General features: G+C 46.1%; 11 protein-coding genes and 1 riboswitch. Of the genes, 2 read left to right on the plus strand and 9 right to left on the minus strand.

The genetic code is table 11. From position 1 onward, the window contains the following. Positions 1–104: 104 nt before the first annotated feature. Entirely contained in the window at positions 105–908 is an 804-nt protein-coding gene (locus HYR79_03425) for a thiazole biosynthesis protein (protein ID MBI1820740.1), read from the minus strand. Between the two features lie 679 nt (positions 909–1587). Continuing rightward, positions 1588–1692: riboswitch (TPP riboswitch) on the plus strand. A gap of 211 nt (positions 1693–1903) precedes the next feature. Here HYR79_03425 and thiC point away from each other — a divergent pair. Further along, the gene (gene thiC / locus HYR79_03430) at positions 1904–3796 is read left to right on the plus strand and encodes a phosphomethylpyrimidine synthase ThiC (protein MBI1820741.1); all 1893 of its coding nucleotides are present in this window, start codon (positions 1904–1906) and stop codon (positions 3794–3796) included. A 5-nt stretch (positions 3797–3801) separates the two neighbouring features. On the opposite strand, the gene queF is transcribed toward thiC, so the two are convergent. The 8 genes from queF to HYR79_03470 all read right to left on the minus strand — a co-directional run bounded on the left by queF (position 3802) and on the right by HYR79_03470 (position 15781). Beyond that, positions 3802–4152 (minus strand): NADPH-dependent 7-cyano-7-deazaguanine reductase QueF, encoded by a 351-nt coding sequence (gene queF, locus HYR79_03435; protein ID MBI1820742.1) that lies wholly within the window; start codon positions 4150–4152, stop codon positions 3802–3804. A 160-nt stretch (positions 4153–4312) separates the two neighbouring features. Beyond that, positions 4313–5080 (minus strand): type III pantothenate kinase, encoded by a 768-nt coding sequence (locus HYR79_03440; GenBank protein ID MBI1820743.1) that lies wholly within the window; start codon positions 5078–5080, stop codon positions 4313–4315. 20 nt (positions 5081–5100) lie between these two features. Next, positions 5101–5898, minus strand: a complete 798-nt coding sequence (locus HYR79_03445) for a biotin--[acetyl-CoA-carboxylase] ligase (GenBank protein ID MBI1820744.1) — start codon at positions 5896–5898, stop codon at positions 5101–5103. Further along, positions 5891–6736: a carboxylating nicotinate-nucleotide diphosphorylase gene (gene nadC / locus HYR79_03450; GenBank protein MBI1820745.1), complete on the minus strand. Its 846-nt coding sequence runs from the start codon at positions 6734–6736 to the stop codon at positions 5891–5893. Before nadC ends, HYR79_03445 begins: the two co-directional genes overlap by 8 nt. 25 nt (positions 6737–6761) lie before the next feature. Further along, entirely contained in the window at positions 6762–9449 is a 2688-nt protein-coding gene (locus HYR79_03455) for a valine--tRNA ligase (GenBank protein MBI1820746.1), read from the minus strand. A 238-nt stretch (positions 9450–9687) separates the two neighbouring features. Beyond that, on the minus strand, positions 9688–11451 hold the full coding sequence (locus tag HYR79_03460) for a M24 family metallopeptidase (protein MBI1820747.1): 1764 nt from the start codon (positions 11449–11451) through the stop codon (positions 9688–9690). 411 nt (positions 11452–11862) lie between these two features. Beyond that, a complete protein-coding gene (locus HYR79_03465; GenBank protein ID MBI1820748.1) occupies positions 11863–12906 on the minus strand; it encodes a response regulator in 1044 nt (347 codons plus the stop codon). Positions 12907–13063: 157 nt separating this feature from the next. Further along, complete coding sequence (locus HYR79_03470; GenBank protein MBI1820749.1) at positions 13064–15781, minus strand: VCBS repeat-containing protein; 2718 nt, start codon at positions 15779–15781, stop codon at positions 13064–13066. A gap of 593 nt (positions 15782–16374) precedes the next feature. On the opposite strand from HYR79_03470, the gene HYR79_03475 reads away from it, so the two are divergent. Further along, entirely contained in the window at positions 16375–17205 is an 831-nt protein-coding gene (locus HYR79_03475) for a zf-HC2 domain-containing protein (GenBank protein ID MBI1820750.1), read from the plus strand. Positions 17206–17326 lie beyond the last annotated feature (121 nt).

Here is a 17326-nt window from a genome sequence, read left to right on the forward strand (position 1 = left end):
GTGAAGCAATCTCAGTAGTGGATTACTTCGTCGCAGAAAACGCTTCTCGTAATGACAGCTCTAAGGTTTTTTCATGTTATCTGCTGATTTTTGATTGGGTTTGTTTACCGATTAGATTGAAGTTTTTTCTGAATAAGATCGGCTCCCTTTTTACCCGACAGAAGCATTGACCCAAACGCGGGGCCCATTCTGGGAGTTCCGAAAACAGCGGCGACAGAAAGCCCAACCAAAAAGAGGTTGGGATAAACTTCCCCTGTCTTTTCCATGATACATTCTTCTGATTTTGCGACCCACATCGGACCATTGCCGGGTACATTTTTATACAGGCCACGTTTAGCCAATAACTGAACGGCGATGGCATCGTGGCCGGTGGCATCAACCACAATCTTGCCTTCAAGGCCTATCGGGTCGACATGAGCCGTCCCTTTTGGCATTTCATAGATCGGGGCGTAGTTGACGACGACCCCTTCCACGTTATTATTTTCTCCCCGGATGATTAAATCGCGAAGAACCGTTAAATTAAGGACTTTAATTCCGGCATCAAAGGCGCTTCCAATGAGTTTGGAGCAGGCATGAGGCGCATCGACGATATACATCTCTTTCGTCATTTTTTTGCAGGGAACGCCGATTTTTTCAAGGATTTCCTGGGCGGGGGCGGCAATGGTTGTTTTGTTCATCAGATAGCCACCCGACCAGAACCCTCCGCCAAGATGATTGGTCTGCTCGATGATCAGGACTTTTACTCCGGAAGAAGCCAGTTCCTTTCCGCAAACCAGACCTGAAGGTCCCGCACCGATAATGATGACATCCGATTCCACCAGAGAGTCAAATTGCTGATAAAACTCTCTGGCAATAGCCCGGGTAATCTCTTTTTCATAGGTGGGTGCAATTTTGTAGGGATCAAGCATGGTTTAATCCTAGCTTAGAGTCACCCGCCAAGTCAAGATTCTTGCCCACCCCCAGTTTTATCCCAAAGAACCGAGACCAAGGCCGGGGGAGGGGGTTGGAGGAATGGGGCGTACGCCAAACAACCCTTTAAGAGACAAACGTGCCTGCCTGAAGTGCGTCTCATGAGCATTTCAGGCCATTGCAATCACGACAGAGGAGACACTAACGGGAGACGTTTTGACCCGTGACGGAAACTCCCTCCCCTGGCCTGAAAAAACGAATATTTTAAAAAACTGGGGGTGGCAAGAGCGGAGATTTATTCTTTCCCTGTTTTTTGGATTTATGGGAAACAATTTGCCACTTTCTTATCAATTTCATTAAAAAAATCAATTGATTGACTAAAATTCTGCTCCTACTGCAATATTTTTAAATAAAATTATTAAATTTCAATGGGTTATAGGTTTGGCAAAGAAATTGCTATATACTCTCATGATAGTCTTGTGGTAATATCATTTTTATTTTTAGGGAGAGGTCATTTTGGGAGAATTATTGATTGTTTTGTCATTTTGCTTGGTTGTAACTTTACACAAATATCTTTAAGTTTTTTTAATTCACTTCCCCCCATCAATCCAGTCCAAAATAAAGACGACTGTTTTTATTTGACTTCCATTCAAACAGCATATTAAGATAAAAACCTAAACATTTCGCAAGGGGTGCCGGCGGCTGAGAGTCTTTCAAAAGAGAGGACAACCCTTTGAACCTGATCTGGATAATGCCAGCGAAGGGAAGCGGTTAAAAGAATAACGAAAACCGTGTCTCCGATGGCTGACGCGGTTTTTTTTTGTCCTTTTGTTTATCAGGTCGCTTTAATGATTAGGTTAGGATGCGAAGATTCGGCTTTGCCGATCTGAGCGCGGGGTTCGGGGGCAGAAAAAAGATAGCTTCGCTGCGGAATCGCTCGCGAGCAAGCTTTGTGGCACAGGCCCCCGAGTAGAATTAGGAAAGGATATTGAAGATGAATGATCAAGCCAACGGAAAATTAAAGGGCGAAACGGTCGACAGCGGCCTGACGACAAAACCATTTCCCGCTTCCCGGAAAATTCACGTCAAAGGTTCGGTGGCAGGGGTCGAGGTTCCAATGCGGGAAATTCTTCTCACGCCGACGATTCCGATGACCGGGATACCTAAAGAAAATCCGCCCGTGGCGGTTTATGATACCTCGGGTCCTTATACCGACCCAAAAATTAAAATCGATATACAAAAAGGGCTTGCACCCATCCGGTTAAACTGGATTTTGGGCAGGAACGATGTTGAAGAACTGCAAGTCTCTTCTTCGGAGTATGGCCGTAAAAGAGCGAATGACCCAAAACTCGATCACCTCCGTTTTCGGCATATTCGGAAACCTTTACGGGCAAAAAGCGGCATGAACGTGTCTCAGATGCATTATGCCCGAAAGGGGATCATTACCCCTGAAATGGAATTTATCGCCATTCGGGAAAACCAGATGCTGGAAGAAGCTTTGAAACAGCCGGCCAACGGTGGAGGCAAAGGGATGTCGCAACATCAGGGAGAGTCTTTCGGAGCCTCGATTCCTTCCAGGATGACATCCGAGTTTGTCCGGAACGAGGTGGCAAGAGGAAGAGCGATTATTCCTTCAAATATCAATCATCCCGAAATTGAACCGATGATTATCGGCCGGAATTTTCTCGTGAAAATCAACGCGAATATCGGGAATTCCGCGGTGGCCTCCACCATTGAAGAAGAAGTTGAAAAAATGATTTGGGCCACACGGTGGGGCGCCGATAACGTGATGGACCTTTCCACCGGAAAAAATATTCATGAGACAAGAGAGTGGATTTTACGAAACTCTCCGGTTCCTATTGGAACGGTTCCCATTTACCAGGCCCTTGAGAAAGTAAACGGGAAGGCCGAAGAACTCACCTGGGACCTTTTCAAAGACACGTTAATCGAGCAGGCGGAGCAAGGAGTCGATTATTTCACGATCCATGCCGGCGTTTTATTACGATATGTCCCCATGACAGCCAAACGGAAGACCGGCATTGTTTCGCGCGGGGGATCGATTATGGCCAAGTGGTGCCTTGCCCATCATCAGGAGAGTTTCCTTTATACCCATTTTGAGGAAATTTGTGAAATGATGAAGGCTTATGACGTTTCATTCAGCCTGGGGGATGGCCTGCGTCCCGGTTCAATCGCGGATGCCAATGATGAAGCTCAGTTCGGCGAACTCGAAACGCTTGGGGAGTTGACGAAAATCGCGTGGAAGCATGACGTGCAAACCATGATCGAAGGACCCGGCCATGTTCCGATGCACCTGATCAAGGTGAATATGGAAAAACAGCTGAAAGAATGTCATGAAGCTCCTTTTTATACTTTAGGACCGTTAACAACCGACATTGCGCCGGGATATGATCATATCACCTCTGGGATCGGGGCGGCGATGATTGGGTGGTTCGGGTGCGCGATGCTATGTTATGTAACCCCCAAGGAGCATTTGGGTCTCCCGACTAAAGAAGATGTAAAAACAGGCGTAATTACCTATAAAATCGCCGCACATGCCGCCGACCTCGCGAAAGGACATCCTGGCGCCCAGCACCGGGATAATGCCCTGTCAGACGCCCGTTTTGAGTTTAGGTGGGAAGATCAGTTTAATCTGTCGCTTGACCCTGAAACGGCGAAATCGTTTCACGATGAAACCCTTCCGGCAGAGAATGCAAAAGTGGCCCATTTCTGTTCGATGTGCGGGCCCCATTTTTGTTCCATGAAAATCACCGAAGATGTGCGCCAGTATGCGGCACAGAAGGAACTTGAAGAAAAAGAAGCGCTTCAAACAGGGATGAAAGAAAAGGCAGAGGAGTTTAGGGCTGCCGGTTCAGCCCTCTATCGGTAATCTTTCTAGTTCTTCGTGTGAGACGCGGTAACGACAGTGTGGATGCCCCCTCTGACGAAAAAGTCTCCTGCCACTTTCATAAAACGGGGCTGGATCGCCTGAACGAGATCATCCAGTATTTTGTTGGTCACGGCTTCGTGAAAAGCCCCTTCATTTCGGTAAGACCATAAATAAAGTTTCAGCGATTTTAACTCGACACAAAACTGGTCTGGAATATAATTGATCCGAATGACGGCAAAGTCCGGCTGGCCGGTTCTGGGACAAAGGCAGGTAAATTCCGGGCATTCAAATTGGATTTCATAATCCCTTTTCGGCTGAGGATTGGGGAAAACCTCGAGTTTTCCTAAATTCTTCATTGATTAGTTCTCCTTAAATGATGTGATTTCCCTGCAAATGAATACAAACGTAAAAATAATTGTGACATGTTTCTTGTAGGGGCAATCCCCCGTGGTTGCCCAGGGCAGGCACAGGGGCCTGCCCCTACGATGAAACGTAACAACATTTAATACGTTTGTATTAATTTCGGTTTAAGTCAAAAATAATGCTCAGGCCTCCAAGAGTCAGGTGAGGGTGGACCTTGTCAATGGCCCTGGTTTCCGAAGCAATCAATCCGGAAAGTCCTCCCGTGGCAATGACCGTTCCGTTTTCTTTCGTTTCCTTTTTTATTTGCTGGATTAATTTTTCGACCAATCCGACATATCCAAAAATAATTCCAGACTGCATGCTGGTGATGGTGTCCGTTCCAATCACCCGATCAGGTTTGACCAGTTCGATCCTGGGAAGTTTGGCCGCTCGCTGAAACAGCGCTTCCGCCGAGATATTTAACCCGGGAGCAATGGCCCCTCCCCGGTAGACCCCTTTTTTTGAAAGACTGCAAAAGGTGGTGGCCGTACCAAAGTCGACAATAATCAAAGGCCCCCCGTAAAAATGGAATCCGGCAACAGCGTTGACAATCCGATCAGCGCCGATCTCAGCCGGATTCTCATATTGGAAGGTCAACCCCAGTTTGATCTGCGTGGTGACAACCTTTGGATCTGTATTGAAATATTTGACGGAAATTTCTTTAAAGATCGGGGTGAGGGGCGGGACGACCGAGGAAATGATCGCCCCTCGAATTTCTTCTGGAAGAATTTTTTTTAATGAAAAGAGGTCTTCCATCAAGATGGCGTATTCGTCAACGGTTTTATGGGGATGGGTGGAAATTCGCCACTCCCCGATTAAATGTTTTTTTTGAAACAGGCCTAAAACAATGTTGGAGTTGCCGATGTCGATGGTGAGGAGCATGCTAATTCCTTTAGATCCGGTCATGGGGCAATATCGCCCGCCATAATGGTCATTCTGGTGAAATCTTTTTTTTCTAAAATTAAGCCGCCGTGAGGGTCCAGATCAATAGCCGTACCTTCTAAAATCTGACCTCCCTGGCTGATCCTGACCTTTTTTCCCAGCGTATCGGAAAGCTTTTTCCATTCTGATGAAATCATTTGATGGCCTTTTTGATAAAATTGTTCAAGTTCCTTTTCGATTTCCTGAAGAAGGTCAGTCAAAAACAGCTCCCGGCAAACAGGGTGGCCTGTCTCTTTTTTCAAAGACGTGGCGGTCTGAGAAATGGGGGAGGGAAATCGGCTCATATTGACATTGACGCCAATCCCCAAAATGAGATATTGAACCTGATTCCCTTCGGCATGAAGTTCGGTTAAGATTCCGGCAACCTTTTTGTCGTTGATCAGAATGTCATTGGGCCATTTTATTTTAGGCAAAAGCCCTGTGTAACCCTGAATGCTTTTTGCGGTTGCGACGCCTCCCAGGAGACTCATCCAGCTTGCCGTTTGCGGCGAAATGGGAGGTCTCAGGAGAAGTGAAAAATAAAGGTTGGCAAATGCGGGAGAGATCCAGGTTCGGCCAAGCCGTCCTTTTCCAGCGGTCTGTTTGTCTGCAATGACCAGGGTGCCGTTAGGATTCCCCTTTTTACCGAGTTGTGCGGCCTGCAAATTGGTCGAGTCGGTCGATTCCAGGTAAATCAGGGTTTTCCCGATTTCCTTCGTCCTCAGGGACTTAATAATCTGATCGATCTGAAGATGTTTTTTTAATTTTACGTCATCCATTGGGAACGATATCCATGCTCAGATCCACCGCCGGAGCCGAATGGGTTAAAGCGCCGATTGAAATGTAGTCGACGCCTGCTTCGGCGATGTCTTTAACATTATTGAGATTGACCCCCCCGGAAGCCTCAACCAGAGCCCGGTTTCCGATTAACGATACGGCCTCTTTAATTTTGGACGGGGTCATATTATCCAGAAGAATGATGTCGGCGCCCTCTTCTATTGCGATTCTCGCTTCTTCTTTATTTTTAACCTCCACCTCAACCGGAGAATAAGGATTAGCCCCTGATTTGAGGGCCCTCAGCGTCTTTTTTAATCCCCCTTTTAACGTAATATGGTTATCTTTAATCAAGATGGCGTCACCGAGGTGAAAACGGTGATTCATGCCTCCCCCTTGAGACACCGCGTATCGCTCCAGCAATCGGAGGCCGGGGGTGGTTTTTCGCGTATCGAGAATTTTTGCTTTGGTCCCTTTGACCTGTTTTACAAATTTTGCGGTTAAAGTTGCGATTCCGGATAATCTTTGCAGAAAATTAAGCGCGACCCGTTCGCCCTTCAACAAAGTTCTTCCGTCTCCCAGAAGGGTGATAAAGATCTCTCCTTTTTTAACGCTGTTTCCATCCTGGTGGTGTATCGTGATTTGAATGCCGGGGTCTAAAAGAGTAAAGAGTTCCCTTGCAACCAGGGTCCCGGCCAGGACAACTTCTTCTCTTGGAAAAATCGTCCCTTTCGCCGGGAGAAATTCCGGGAACAAAGTCTGGGTCGTCACATCTCCCCATCCCAGGTCTTCTTTGAGGGCTTCTTTAAGGAGGTCTTGAATTTGAAGAGGGGATAAAATCATTGAATGAGACCCAGGCGGTTCGGATTTAGAAAAAGGATTTCAGTTTATGAATTTCTTCTGCAAGAAAAGTTTTTTTCTCTTCGAGCGCTTTTTTTCTGATTTCTTCTTCCTTAACCACTTTTTCAGGCGCGTTTTTAGCGAAATTCGGGTTGTCGAATTTTTTCGCTATTAGCGAAAGATCCAGTTGAATTTTTTCAATTTGTTTTTCCAACCGTTTGATTTCATCTTTCGGGTCAGAAATTCCGGTCAAATCGACATAAAGGGTTCCCAGATTGCATACGTACGTCGCGCAGTAAGCCGGCTTTTCAAGTTGAGAACTGATGAAAAGATGGGAAAGCCTGGCCAGTCTCTTGATGTAGGCTTCCTGCTCAGTCAATAGGGAAACCGCCTCCTCTTTTAGAACGAGGTAAGCGTTTAATTCCTTACCCGGAGGGATATTATTCTCTCCCCGGATGCTCCTTAGCCCTTTGATAATTTCCTTGAGATTTTCCATCAGTTTGTCGATCCCTTTGTCATCAGAAAGGGGCTCGGTTTGAGGATAGGAAAGGGTTAAAATACTTCTTTTCCCGGGAGAAAGAGAGGGCCAGATGGCTTCAGAAATAAAGGGCATAAAAGGGTGAAGTAAAAGGAGAATTTCTCGAAAGGCGCTGGCCATGATGTGCCGGGTTGATTCCGCTTCTGAATCAAATAAAATCGGTTTGATAAATTCGAGGTACCAGTCGCAGTATTCATGCCAGATGAAATGATAAAGGGCGTTTGCGGCTTCATCGAAACGAAATGTCTCAAGGGACTGATTGACTTGGCGAACACACTCGTTTAATTTGATTAAAATCCATTGATCCGGGAGGGTTTCAGGGGCCGGTTTTGAACCCGGAAGATCTTCTTCATTTTTTAAATTGAGTAAAATAAAGCGGGCGGCGTTCCAGATCTTGTTACAAAAGTTTCGGTAACCGGCAAAACGCTCTTCATCGAGCAGGATGTCCCTTCCAGGGGCGGCCATTGAGGCGAGGGTGAACCTCAGGGCATCGGTCCCATACCGGTCCATTAAAGCGATCGGATCGATCACGTTGCCTTTGGATTTGCTCATTTTTTGCCCTTCCGCGTCCCGGACCAGGGCGTGAAAATAGACCGTTTTAAACGGGACTTCTCCCCTGAATTTAAGTCCCATCATGATCATTCGGGAAACCCAGAAAAAAATGATATCGAACCCCGTTGATAAGACAGAGGTCGGATAAAATTTTTTCAAATCCTCCGTCTGGTCTGGCCATCCTAAAGTTGAAAAGGGCCAGAGCGCGGATGAAAACCAGGTATCCAGCACATCAGGGTCCTGGATAAACGCCTTGCCCCGGCATTTTTTACAGGATTCCGGTTTTGCCGCGCTGACCACAGGATCAAGGGTTTTAAAAAGAAACGGGTTCCCCTTCTTTAATTCAGGATGGCACGCCAGGCAGTACCAGGCCGGAATTTGATGTCCCCACCAGAGCTGTCGGGAAATACACCAATCTTTAATGTTCTCCATCCAGGCAAAATAGGTGTTCTCCCAAAATTCGGGAATAAATTTAATGTCTCCCTTTCGAACGGCCTCAATGGCTGGGAGGGCGAGAGGCGAGATCCGGACAAACCATTGGCTGGAAAGATAAGGTTCTACAACGGTGTGGCAACGCTGGCACTTTCCCACCGCGTGAAGATGTTTTTTGATGTCGATTAAATATCCATCCTCTTTTAATTTCTCAACCACTTTTTGTCGTGCCGTTGGGAAATCCATTCCGGCAAATTCACCGGTTCGCGCGTTCGAAATAATTTTTCCGGCGGGGGTAAGGATGTTTTCAAGAGGGAGGTGATGCTTAACACCCATTTCATAGTCGTTAAAATCATGGCCAGGCGTGACCTTTACGGCCCCGGATCCAAATTCCCGGTCAACGGCGGAGTCCGAGATGACAGGAATAGGGATGTTGGCCAGGGGGAGGAGAACTTTTTTCCCGATAAAGGTTTGATAACGCGGGTCCTCCGGATGAACGGCCACGGCGGTGTCTCCCAGCAAGGTTTCTGGCCGGGTGGTTGCGACGGGAAGGCCCTGTGCCGGATCATCTGCTAACGGGTAATGAATGTAATAAAGGGCCCCCTCAGCCTCTTCATGAATCACTTCGATATCTGAAAGCGCCGTCTGGCACCGGATGCACCAATTAATAAGCCGCTCACTTCTGTAGATTAACCCTTCCTGAAACAGCCGGATAAATACCTCTTCGACCGACCGGGAAAGCCCTTCATCCATCGTAAACCGCTCCCGCGTCCAATCACAGGAACTGCCCAGTCTCTGGAGTTGTTGAATGATCGTTCTGCCGGAGTGTTCTTTCCATTCCCAGACTTTTCGAATAAACGCTTCCCGTCCGATATCCTCTTTTTTCTTTTTTTCTTTAGCCAATTGTTTTTCGACGATATTTTGGGTGGCGATCCCCGCATGGTCGGTCCCTGGGACCCATAAAACATTAAAACCCCGCATCCGCTTCCACCGGGCCAGGATATCCTGCAGGGTGTTGTTTAACGCATGCCCCATATGGAGAACGCCGGTAATGTTGGGGGGAGGGATCACCATGGAAAACGGGGGAGCCGAAGAGCGGACATCGGCATGAAATAAATCTTCGTCGAGCCATTTCTGGTATTGCAGAGGTTCGATCTCTTTGAATTCGTAAGTTTTTGAAAGTTCTTTAAACATAAGAGAAAAATAGTAACAAAAACTCAGTCTGCCTGTAAAGAACGGAATTAAGCCCTAAAACATATATGGAAAGGTGTCATTGCGAGCCCTTCACCTGTCATTCTGAGGCGAAGCCGAAGAATCTCAGGTTTGTTCAGGACAGGCTCCGCGAAGCAATCTTGCCATCTTGAACCGAGATCGCCACGCACCCTACGGGTGCTCGCGATGACGGGCAAAACAAGGAGTTGCTGTTCACGGGTTAAGCCAAAAAAGGTAAAGGAGGGGAAATATGGCTGATTTTAGACTGGTTTTTGTACCACCTGAGCCATTTTTTTTCTTCCCGGGATAAAAGGGAGTGATCGATTAACCTTTCGTCGAGGGGAGAAAAGGTGAGCGGAGTCACCGTAAGCCAGTCGGGGTATTTTGGGTGATCAATGACGGTACAAAGGTTTTCTATTCTGACGCCTCCAAACTCGGATAAATAAATTCCCGGTTCAATTGAAAAAACATGACCTTTTTCGAGGATAGAGTCGCCCTGGGAGCTGATTCTCGGCGGAGATTCATGGACATTGATTCCTACGCCATGTCCCGTTCCGTGATTGTAATTGTAACCCGCTTTCCATAAAGGAGCCCTGACAATGGCATCTAAAGCGGCACCCGAGGTTCCTTTAGGAAAACCCGCGTCCATTCCGGCAATGGCTCCTTTTAAGACCGTGGTGAATATTTTTTTCTGTTCTTCCGTTCCCTTTGTTTTGGAATCTCCGACCAAAAAAGTTCTGGTCAAATCGGTCGCGTATCCCCCTTCATAATAGGCTCCGGTATCAAGAAGCATGAGCTCTCCGTTGGAGATCATACGATCCGGATCCGGATTGGAGTAGTGAATCACGGCCCCGTTTTTTCCGGCCGCGCTGATAATATGAAAAGAAAGAGAGAAGGCGCCGGATTGTTTAAAAAGTTTGGCGACTTTTTCAGCAAACCGGGTTTCGCTTATTTTCTCACCTGAAGAAGTTTTCCTGCAAAGCCAATGTTTTGCTTTATTGACCACCTGATCGGCCTTGGCGAAGGCCTTGATCATATGGGTCAATTCTTCAGGAGTTTTGTTGGCCTTCATCGTGGCAATGGGTGACGGAAGGGGAATCGTTTTAAAGGAGTGGGAAACCAGGATCATCCGGATGGCTTCAGTGGTGGTAGAGGGATCGTACCCGACGGTGCGGTTTTTTTCACTGTTTTTAAGAATATTTTTCCAATCGTCGATGTCAATAAGGGTTAATTCTTTTAGTTCCGGATTTTCAGCCCGTTCAGGTTCAGGAAGGGCGACGTAACAACGATCGGAAGTCACCAGAACCAGGCTTTTAAAAGTTGCCTGGTAAGGTATTTCATTTCCCCGAAGGTTTGTCATATAGGCAATTTCATCGAGTGTTTGAACAAACCAGAGATCGATGCCGTTGAATGACATAAACTCCCGGAGCCGGGCAAGTTTTTGGGCCGCCGGGAATCCGGTTAAAGAAGGGGAAATTTTCCAAATCTTGCCGGTTTTTTCTTTGATGGGACCCCGTACCTCTTCCACCAGAGACGGGGTCAACGGAACGGTTTCAATTTTTAATTTCTCAGCGCTCTTTTTGAGTCGATCAAAAGTTTCAATGCTGAAGCGATCCGGTTCGAATCCAATGCGGGCGGGTGTAGCCGGAAAAAGATCTTTAATTTTCTGGATAAGAGCCTTTTCAAGGGAGGTTCCTAACGGAACTTTTTCGATTTTAAAAATTTTTGGGTCCACCTGGTGTTCTGCCTGGAGATGATAACGCCCATCCACGAATAAGAAAGCGTCCCGCAAGGTGATGAAAAGGTCTCCCGCGCTTCCGGAAAATCCGGAAACCCAGACTCTTGTGCTTTCGCTCTCAGGAACATATTCATTCAGGAACCTGTCGGTGCCCCGAACAATCAAACCTGACAGGTTTTTTTCAGTCATTTTGTTTCGCACGAGGCGGACTCTGAGAGAATAGTCTGGTTTTTGATCTGTTTCCAAGAATACCCCTGTCTGGTATTTTTCGGTGATGGGTTTGAATCTATAGAATTTAAAGTTTAGAGTTTTAAGCCATAAAAATCAACTCACTTAAAACGCCCAAGAGATAGAATGTGTCTTTGCGAGCCGAAGGCGAAGCAATCTCGTCTTTTAAACCCGAGATCGCCACGCACCCTACGGGTGCTCGCGATGACAGGAAAAAAATTATAAACTCTATCTCTGTCCTTGGCAAACGAATAACTTTACCCAAGAACAGCGATAGAAAGTTGTCATTGCGAGCGAAGCGAAGCAATCTCAAGATTTTACGATAAGATTGCCACGCACCCTTCGGTGCTCGCAATGACATGATTAATAAGTGGGTGCGAAGTCTATCGCTGTTCTTGGGCTTTAAATGGAGATCGTTAAGGCGGGAATTTACTCAAGTTCTTCCGTGATTTTTTTGATGGCTTCTTTAACCGACTTTTCCGCAATGAAAGGGACGACCTCCCAGATCACTTTTTCGACCATCGCGGCAATGGCTTCCTTTTTTAAGGCCTGTTCCGTTAGATGCGGGACCACTTCCCAGGCGACTTTTTCGATAATCTCCTGGGTTATTTTCGTCATGTCCGCCTCTTTTCCCCCGGAAGGGATGGAAATCGGGGAGACTTCTTCAAAATTTTTAACGGGTTCCTCGATAAAGGCAGACGTCTCAAAATTTGTTGTCGTTGCTTCGAAGTCGGTTGTTATCCCCGAGGTTTCCTGCAAAGTGTCCAATTGGGTATCGGCAGAAAATGGATTCACGGTGGTATCGGAAGGAGCGGATTCTTCCATAAGTTTGGTCAAACCTGTCCCTTCGGTTTCTTCGGGAGCAGGAGAGGAAATGACCTCGGAAAACGGAGAAACCTCATCAGCCGACCATCCCAAAAGATCCTCGATATTGACTGTTTCTTCTACAGAAGCCCGTTCGGTTTTTGCTTTACCAGAGTCCATAACCGTCTTTTCAAATACGGTTTGATCGAGATTAAAGGCTTCCTCAGGTTTTTCGATCATTTCGGATCTGACGGGACTCTCCAGGGGGGGAGATAAAACGGTGTCAGAAAAATTATCTGAAAATCTCGCGAGATAGGGTTTTAAGGATTCTTTGAGTTCTTTTTCATCGAAAGGCTTTTTAAGGAAGCCGACAACGCCGGATTGCCGAAGTTTTGCTTCGTCGTAACCGTCGTTTTGCTGGACTAACAAGAATATTGGAATATGAGACAGGAAAGTCTTCTGCCTGATTCTGGCGCAAAAGCTGTATATCATCAACCCTTCCATTCGCATATCCGCGATAATCAAATCAGGTTTTATTTTATAGGCGAGATCCAGCCCGGAAAGCGCGTCTCTGACACAGGTCACTTCAAAATTTTGGGCGATGAGTGTATTTTCAATCGTTGTTTGGATGATAGGGTTTTGATCGACGACCAAAATTTGAGCTGGCATAACGAAAATTCTCCAATACAATACAAAAAAGCTACCACACAAAACACCCTTTGTCAATGCAGGTTTTCTGCATTTGAAGCGCAAAAAAAACCGGGAATTGAGTCATTCAATTCCCGGAATATCGCTGTCTGTATTTTTCTGGAGGTAAATAAAAACCTTATGGCAAAGCAAAAATACCCGCGGTGGCTAATGTATTATTGCTTTCATTGGTCTCCGCAATTACATTTCCTGAGTCAGCAACTCCAACGATATAATAATTTCCTGCGGGAACTCCCGCAGGGATGGTAAAGATCGTTGTGGCACTGTTCGTCGCCGAAGCTCCGGCCAGAACCGGGATGGTTCTGCTTCCCAGGAGAATTTTACTTGGACCGGGCGCCGGGGTTGTGGATAAATAAAACGAAGCTGTGAATGCTCCTGCCGCGATGTTTCCGATATTCTGTTCTGTGTCGCTTATATAGAATGAATTTCCAGAACGAATCGCAGATATTTGAAATCCGGTTAAATCTGGCCCAATGGTGTAAGTTGTCGTTGTGCAAAGGATATTGTTCGCTTCGTTTGTTTCGATCACGGTGTTTGCTGAATCACTAACTGCGCAGACATAATAAACCCCGACGGGTGTATTGGAGGGAATTGGGAATACGGTTGTCGCCGAGTTTGTCGCACTTCCGCCAGCCAGATTGGTTACATTACGTGTGCCTGTTGAATATCCGGATGCAGGGGAAGAGATCGTTTGAGTAAAGTAATAAGTCACTACAAACGTCCCGGACCCTTTATTTCCCAAATTCTGTTGAGTGTCGCTGATGTAGATGCTGGTTCCTGAAAGTGAGCCAGAAATCTGATAGGTAATCAGATCCGGTCCGATTGTGTAAGTGGTTGACGTGCAAAGATTATTATTAGTTTCATGGGTCTCCGTTAAGGCACCGCCTGAATCGGTCATTGCGCAGACATGGTAGGTTCCGGCCGGCGCGGTGATGGGGATGGCGAAGATCGTTGTTGCGGAATTGGTCGCGCTTCCGCCTGCAAGACCGGACAGACTGCGGCTGCCTATCAAGGTATCAGTTGACGGGTTGGGCGTTGTTCCCGCCGTAAAGTAAAAAGAGACGGTGAAGGGGCCCGCCGATTCGTTTCCAATGTTTTGCTGGGTATCGCTGAGATAAATGTTCGTTCCTGAAATAGTTCCTGAGATCTGGTAATTAATCAGATCGGGACCAACCAAATAGGTTCCTGTTGTTACACCCGTATTGTTAGTTTCGTCGGTTTCGATAATTTTGTGTTGATAATCAGCCAACGTTCCAACGTAATAATTTCCTGTTGGAATGTTGCTTAAAGTGATCACCGTTGTCGCAGAACTTGATCCATTGACCGCCAGATTAGAAGCAATCCTTTTTCCAATGAGAATATCATTGCCTGATCCTGTAATAATCGCATCGGGAGAAAGGTACAAGCCCACATCCACTGATGGGAGGTTCACCTGGCCCGAATTAAATATCGTATCACTGACAAACATGCTGCTTCCGCTTAAAGTGGCAGACAGGAAATAAGCCTTGACATCGGCGTTGATCGGGCCGACCGTGCAATTCGCTGTTCCACTAATTGTCCCTGAGGAGGCCGTAATGGCGATCGGTCCGCCTACAGATATGCCCGTTGCAAGTCCAGTCGAATCGACGGCGCAAATGGCCGGATCACTCGACGTCCAGGTAAAGGTTACTCCGGTCATCAAGGACCCCAATTGGTCGATTCCGGTTGCCGTGTACTGCCGGGGCGGCCCCGTAATGGTGGCGCTGGCCGGACTCACCGTTATCGAGGTCAACACAGGACTCGCGATATAGAGTGTGGTGTTTGTAAAGGTGCCATCGCCATTTCCCAAAAGGATCTTGGGAGTCGGATTACCTCCCGGTGTCGAAGGCGCAATCGTGACAATCAAATCCGTTCTTCCGTCACCATTCACATCCCTTGCGGTTACGGAGGTCAGCGTTTCGGAGCCTCCGCCTGTTTTGGGTACGATGAACTGTTTCGCCGCTAATCCGTTACCCCCGGTTGTTGTGGCGAAACTTCCTGCCCTGTTTCCGTAGTAAACGGACAAATAAGTTGACCCATTCGCCGCTTTATCAAGCACAACGATATCATCAAAGGCATCTGTATTGTTGTTAAAGTTTCCTGCCGCCACTCCTTGCGGGGCGTCAGGATCACTCATTGAAAATGCGGGAACGGGTGGGGCGCCTCCGACGAAACTTCCTCCGGCAGTCATGGGGTAAAGTTGAATTTTCTTTATAGCAGCTGAAGCGATGACAAGATCGGGCACAGCGTCGGCATCAAAAAGACCGGTGGTTTCAAAATCACCTCCGCCCGTTCCACCGCCTGCAGGGGTTGTGCCAACTCCCCCTCCGCTGGTAGCGTTGATGGTAATATGCCCGATCATGCCACTTGTTGAACCTGGATTAGCATGAAGCTGGCAGTAAAATTTACAGGGATTCCCTGCCGGAGTGGCGGCAGTGAAAGCGGGGCTGGTAAAAGTACCTGAAGATACAAAACCGGAATCAAAGTTTGCTCCACTTGAACATGGGCTGGCAGAAGAAATCCCATCCGTTGTGGTGACTGTGTGAGTAGTTCCCCCGTCATTCCATGTCCAGGCAATCGTGTCTCCTTGATTAATCGTGAGGTTATTTGTTCCGATATCAGAGGCATTTAGACTGCTCTGGGTAAAATATTGGGCACCTGGACCGATATTTACGTTCCAGTTTGCTCCCTTCACAGGGGGAGGAAGAATTCCAAAAACGATGAGCAAAATTCCCAAACAGACCGTCCATTTCGTCACGGAGTTATTAGATTGGGAAATTAATCCGGTTAAACATCTTTTTTCTTTTTTCATTTTCATCTACCCCCCTGGTGAGTGTTTCCCTGAGTAATCGTTCCGGGTGTCACGTTTAAACCTTCAATAGAGTGTATTTATTCCATACTTTTCCTTTAAACCTAAAAACGGCAGTTGAATATTATATTTGATGGTCTCGTTAAAAAGGCGTCATTCCCGCTAAACTTGTCCCCGTATGCTTTTAGCGGGGAGCGGGAATCCAAAGGGAATCACAAAGCTTGCTCGCGAGCGGGTCCGTAGCGAGACGAATCATTTATCCCGTTTACATAAAGTTTACATGTGAATGACAGAAATGTATTTTTTCAGACTGCTTACGACTGCATTAAAGGTGACAACGATTAAAAATAATGACTTTTTACAATAAAAAAATGGAATGACTCATTCTTCTAAACGGTTTAATCATATGATTGGCAGTGAATTAAGGTTGAGGATCATCAAATTTTTTAATAAGCTATATTAAAATATGTGTGTTTATTCGTTTTCTGAAAAGGGAAAACCATGGTATACTTTAAAAAAAGTATGAAAAACCAACGGGCGCTTCTTTTACAAAAACTTTAAAGGTTTGTGAAACGCTAACTCTCCTGGAGCATTTTTAAAAAATGTATGATTGCAGTACGATCCTTAATATTATGCATCCTTATCTGGATGGTGAACTACCTACAAAAGAAGCGATATTGATTCAGGAGCATCTCGACACCTGTTCCAGCTGCCGGATTAAATTTCAAAAAGAAAAAGAGCTGTTAACGTTCTATAAAAGCAATTTACCCAGGGAACAGGCGCCTCATGATCTGAAAGTACGTCTAAATGAATTGATAAAAGATAAAAGCCCTGTCTCAACAGTTCAAAAAAAGTGGTTTAAGATTTTTTATCCGGCAACGATAGGCGTTACGGTCGTTTTGCTGGGTTTAATTTTGTTTAATCTCAAGCCTTCTGAGGTCAAATTGTCTCACCTGGTTGAAGAAGCGCTGGAATATCATGTTTCGTATCAAAATAAACCCTTTAAGCTTCAATTTGAGAACTCAAATCCAGAAAAATTGAGGCAACTGATTAAAAGCAGAGGGGGATTTGACATTCATCTCTCTGATCCGGAAGTTTCAAAGTTAAATTTGATTGGAGCCAATCTTCAGATGATTGAGGGGATTCCTACCGTATTGATTTTTTATAAGGATTCTGAGGGAAAAATGATAACCCTGATGGTGTCTGACTACGACTCTTTTGTTCCATTCAAAGGGAACCCGGAGGAAATTCAGAGTCTTAAATTTTACAATTTAAACTTTCAGGGAAATCATATTACCACCTGGCAGAATAAACCCCGGAGTTATGTCTTGATTTCAGAATCAAGAAAAGATGTCGGAAACGGATGCCATATTTGTCATGGCGGAAATAAGGAGATGGAACCTAAGATACAATCATTTATTGATCGTATTTAACGCATTGATATTCCAACGATAAAGAATTTAGAGTAAAAAAACGCGGTTTTTGTTAAAACCGCGTTTTTTTTTGGAATAATTTCACTCATTTCATGGTTTAGATTAGGAGGTTCTCTATTTT

This window comes from Nitrospirota bacterium (assembly GCA_016178585.1).
In the GTDB taxonomy this organism is placed as follows: Bacteria; Nitrospirota; Nitrospiria; order JACQBW01; family JACQBW01; genus JACOTA01.

Excerpts from the sequence above, each read along its gene's own strand:
- HYR79_03455 (MBI1820746.1), bottom strand. The coding sequence starts at position 9,449 with ATGTTTAAAGAACTTTCAAAAACTTACGAATTCAAAGAGATCGAACCT.
- HYR79_03440 (MBI1820743.1), bottom strand. The coding sequence starts at position 5,080 with ATGCTCCTCACCATCGACATCGGCAACTCCAACATTGTTTTAGGCCTG.
- nadC (MBI1820745.1), bottom strand. The coding sequence starts at position 6,736 with ATGATTTTATCCCCTCTTCAAATTCAAGACCTCCTTAAAGAAGCCCTC.
- thiC (MBI1820741.1), top strand. The coding sequence starts at position 1,904 with ATGAATGATCAAGCCAACGGAAAATTAAAGGGCGAAACGGTCGACAGC.
- HYR79_03465 (MBI1820748.1), bottom strand. The coding sequence starts at position 12,906 with ATGCCAGCTCAAATTTTGGTCGTCGATCAAAACCCTATCATCCAAACA.
- HYR79_03475 (MBI1820750.1), top strand. The coding sequence starts at position 16,375 with ATGTATGATTGCAGTACGATCCTTAATATTATGCATCCTTATCTGGAT.
- HYR79_03470 (MBI1820749.1), bottom strand. The coding sequence starts at position 15,781 with ATGAAAATGAAAAAAGAAAAAAGATGTTTAACCGGATTAATTTCCCAA.
- queF (MBI1820742.1), bottom strand. The coding sequence starts at position 4,152 with ATGAAGAATTTAGGAAAACTCGAGGTTTTCCCCAATCCTCAGCCGAAA.
- HYR79_03445 (MBI1820744.1), bottom strand. The coding sequence starts at position 5,898 with ATGGATGACGTAAAATTAAAAAAACATCTTCAGATCGATCAGATTATT.
- HYR79_03425 (MBI1820740.1), bottom strand. The coding sequence starts at position 908 with ATGCTTGATCCCTACAAAATTGCACCCACCTATGAAAAAGAGATTACC.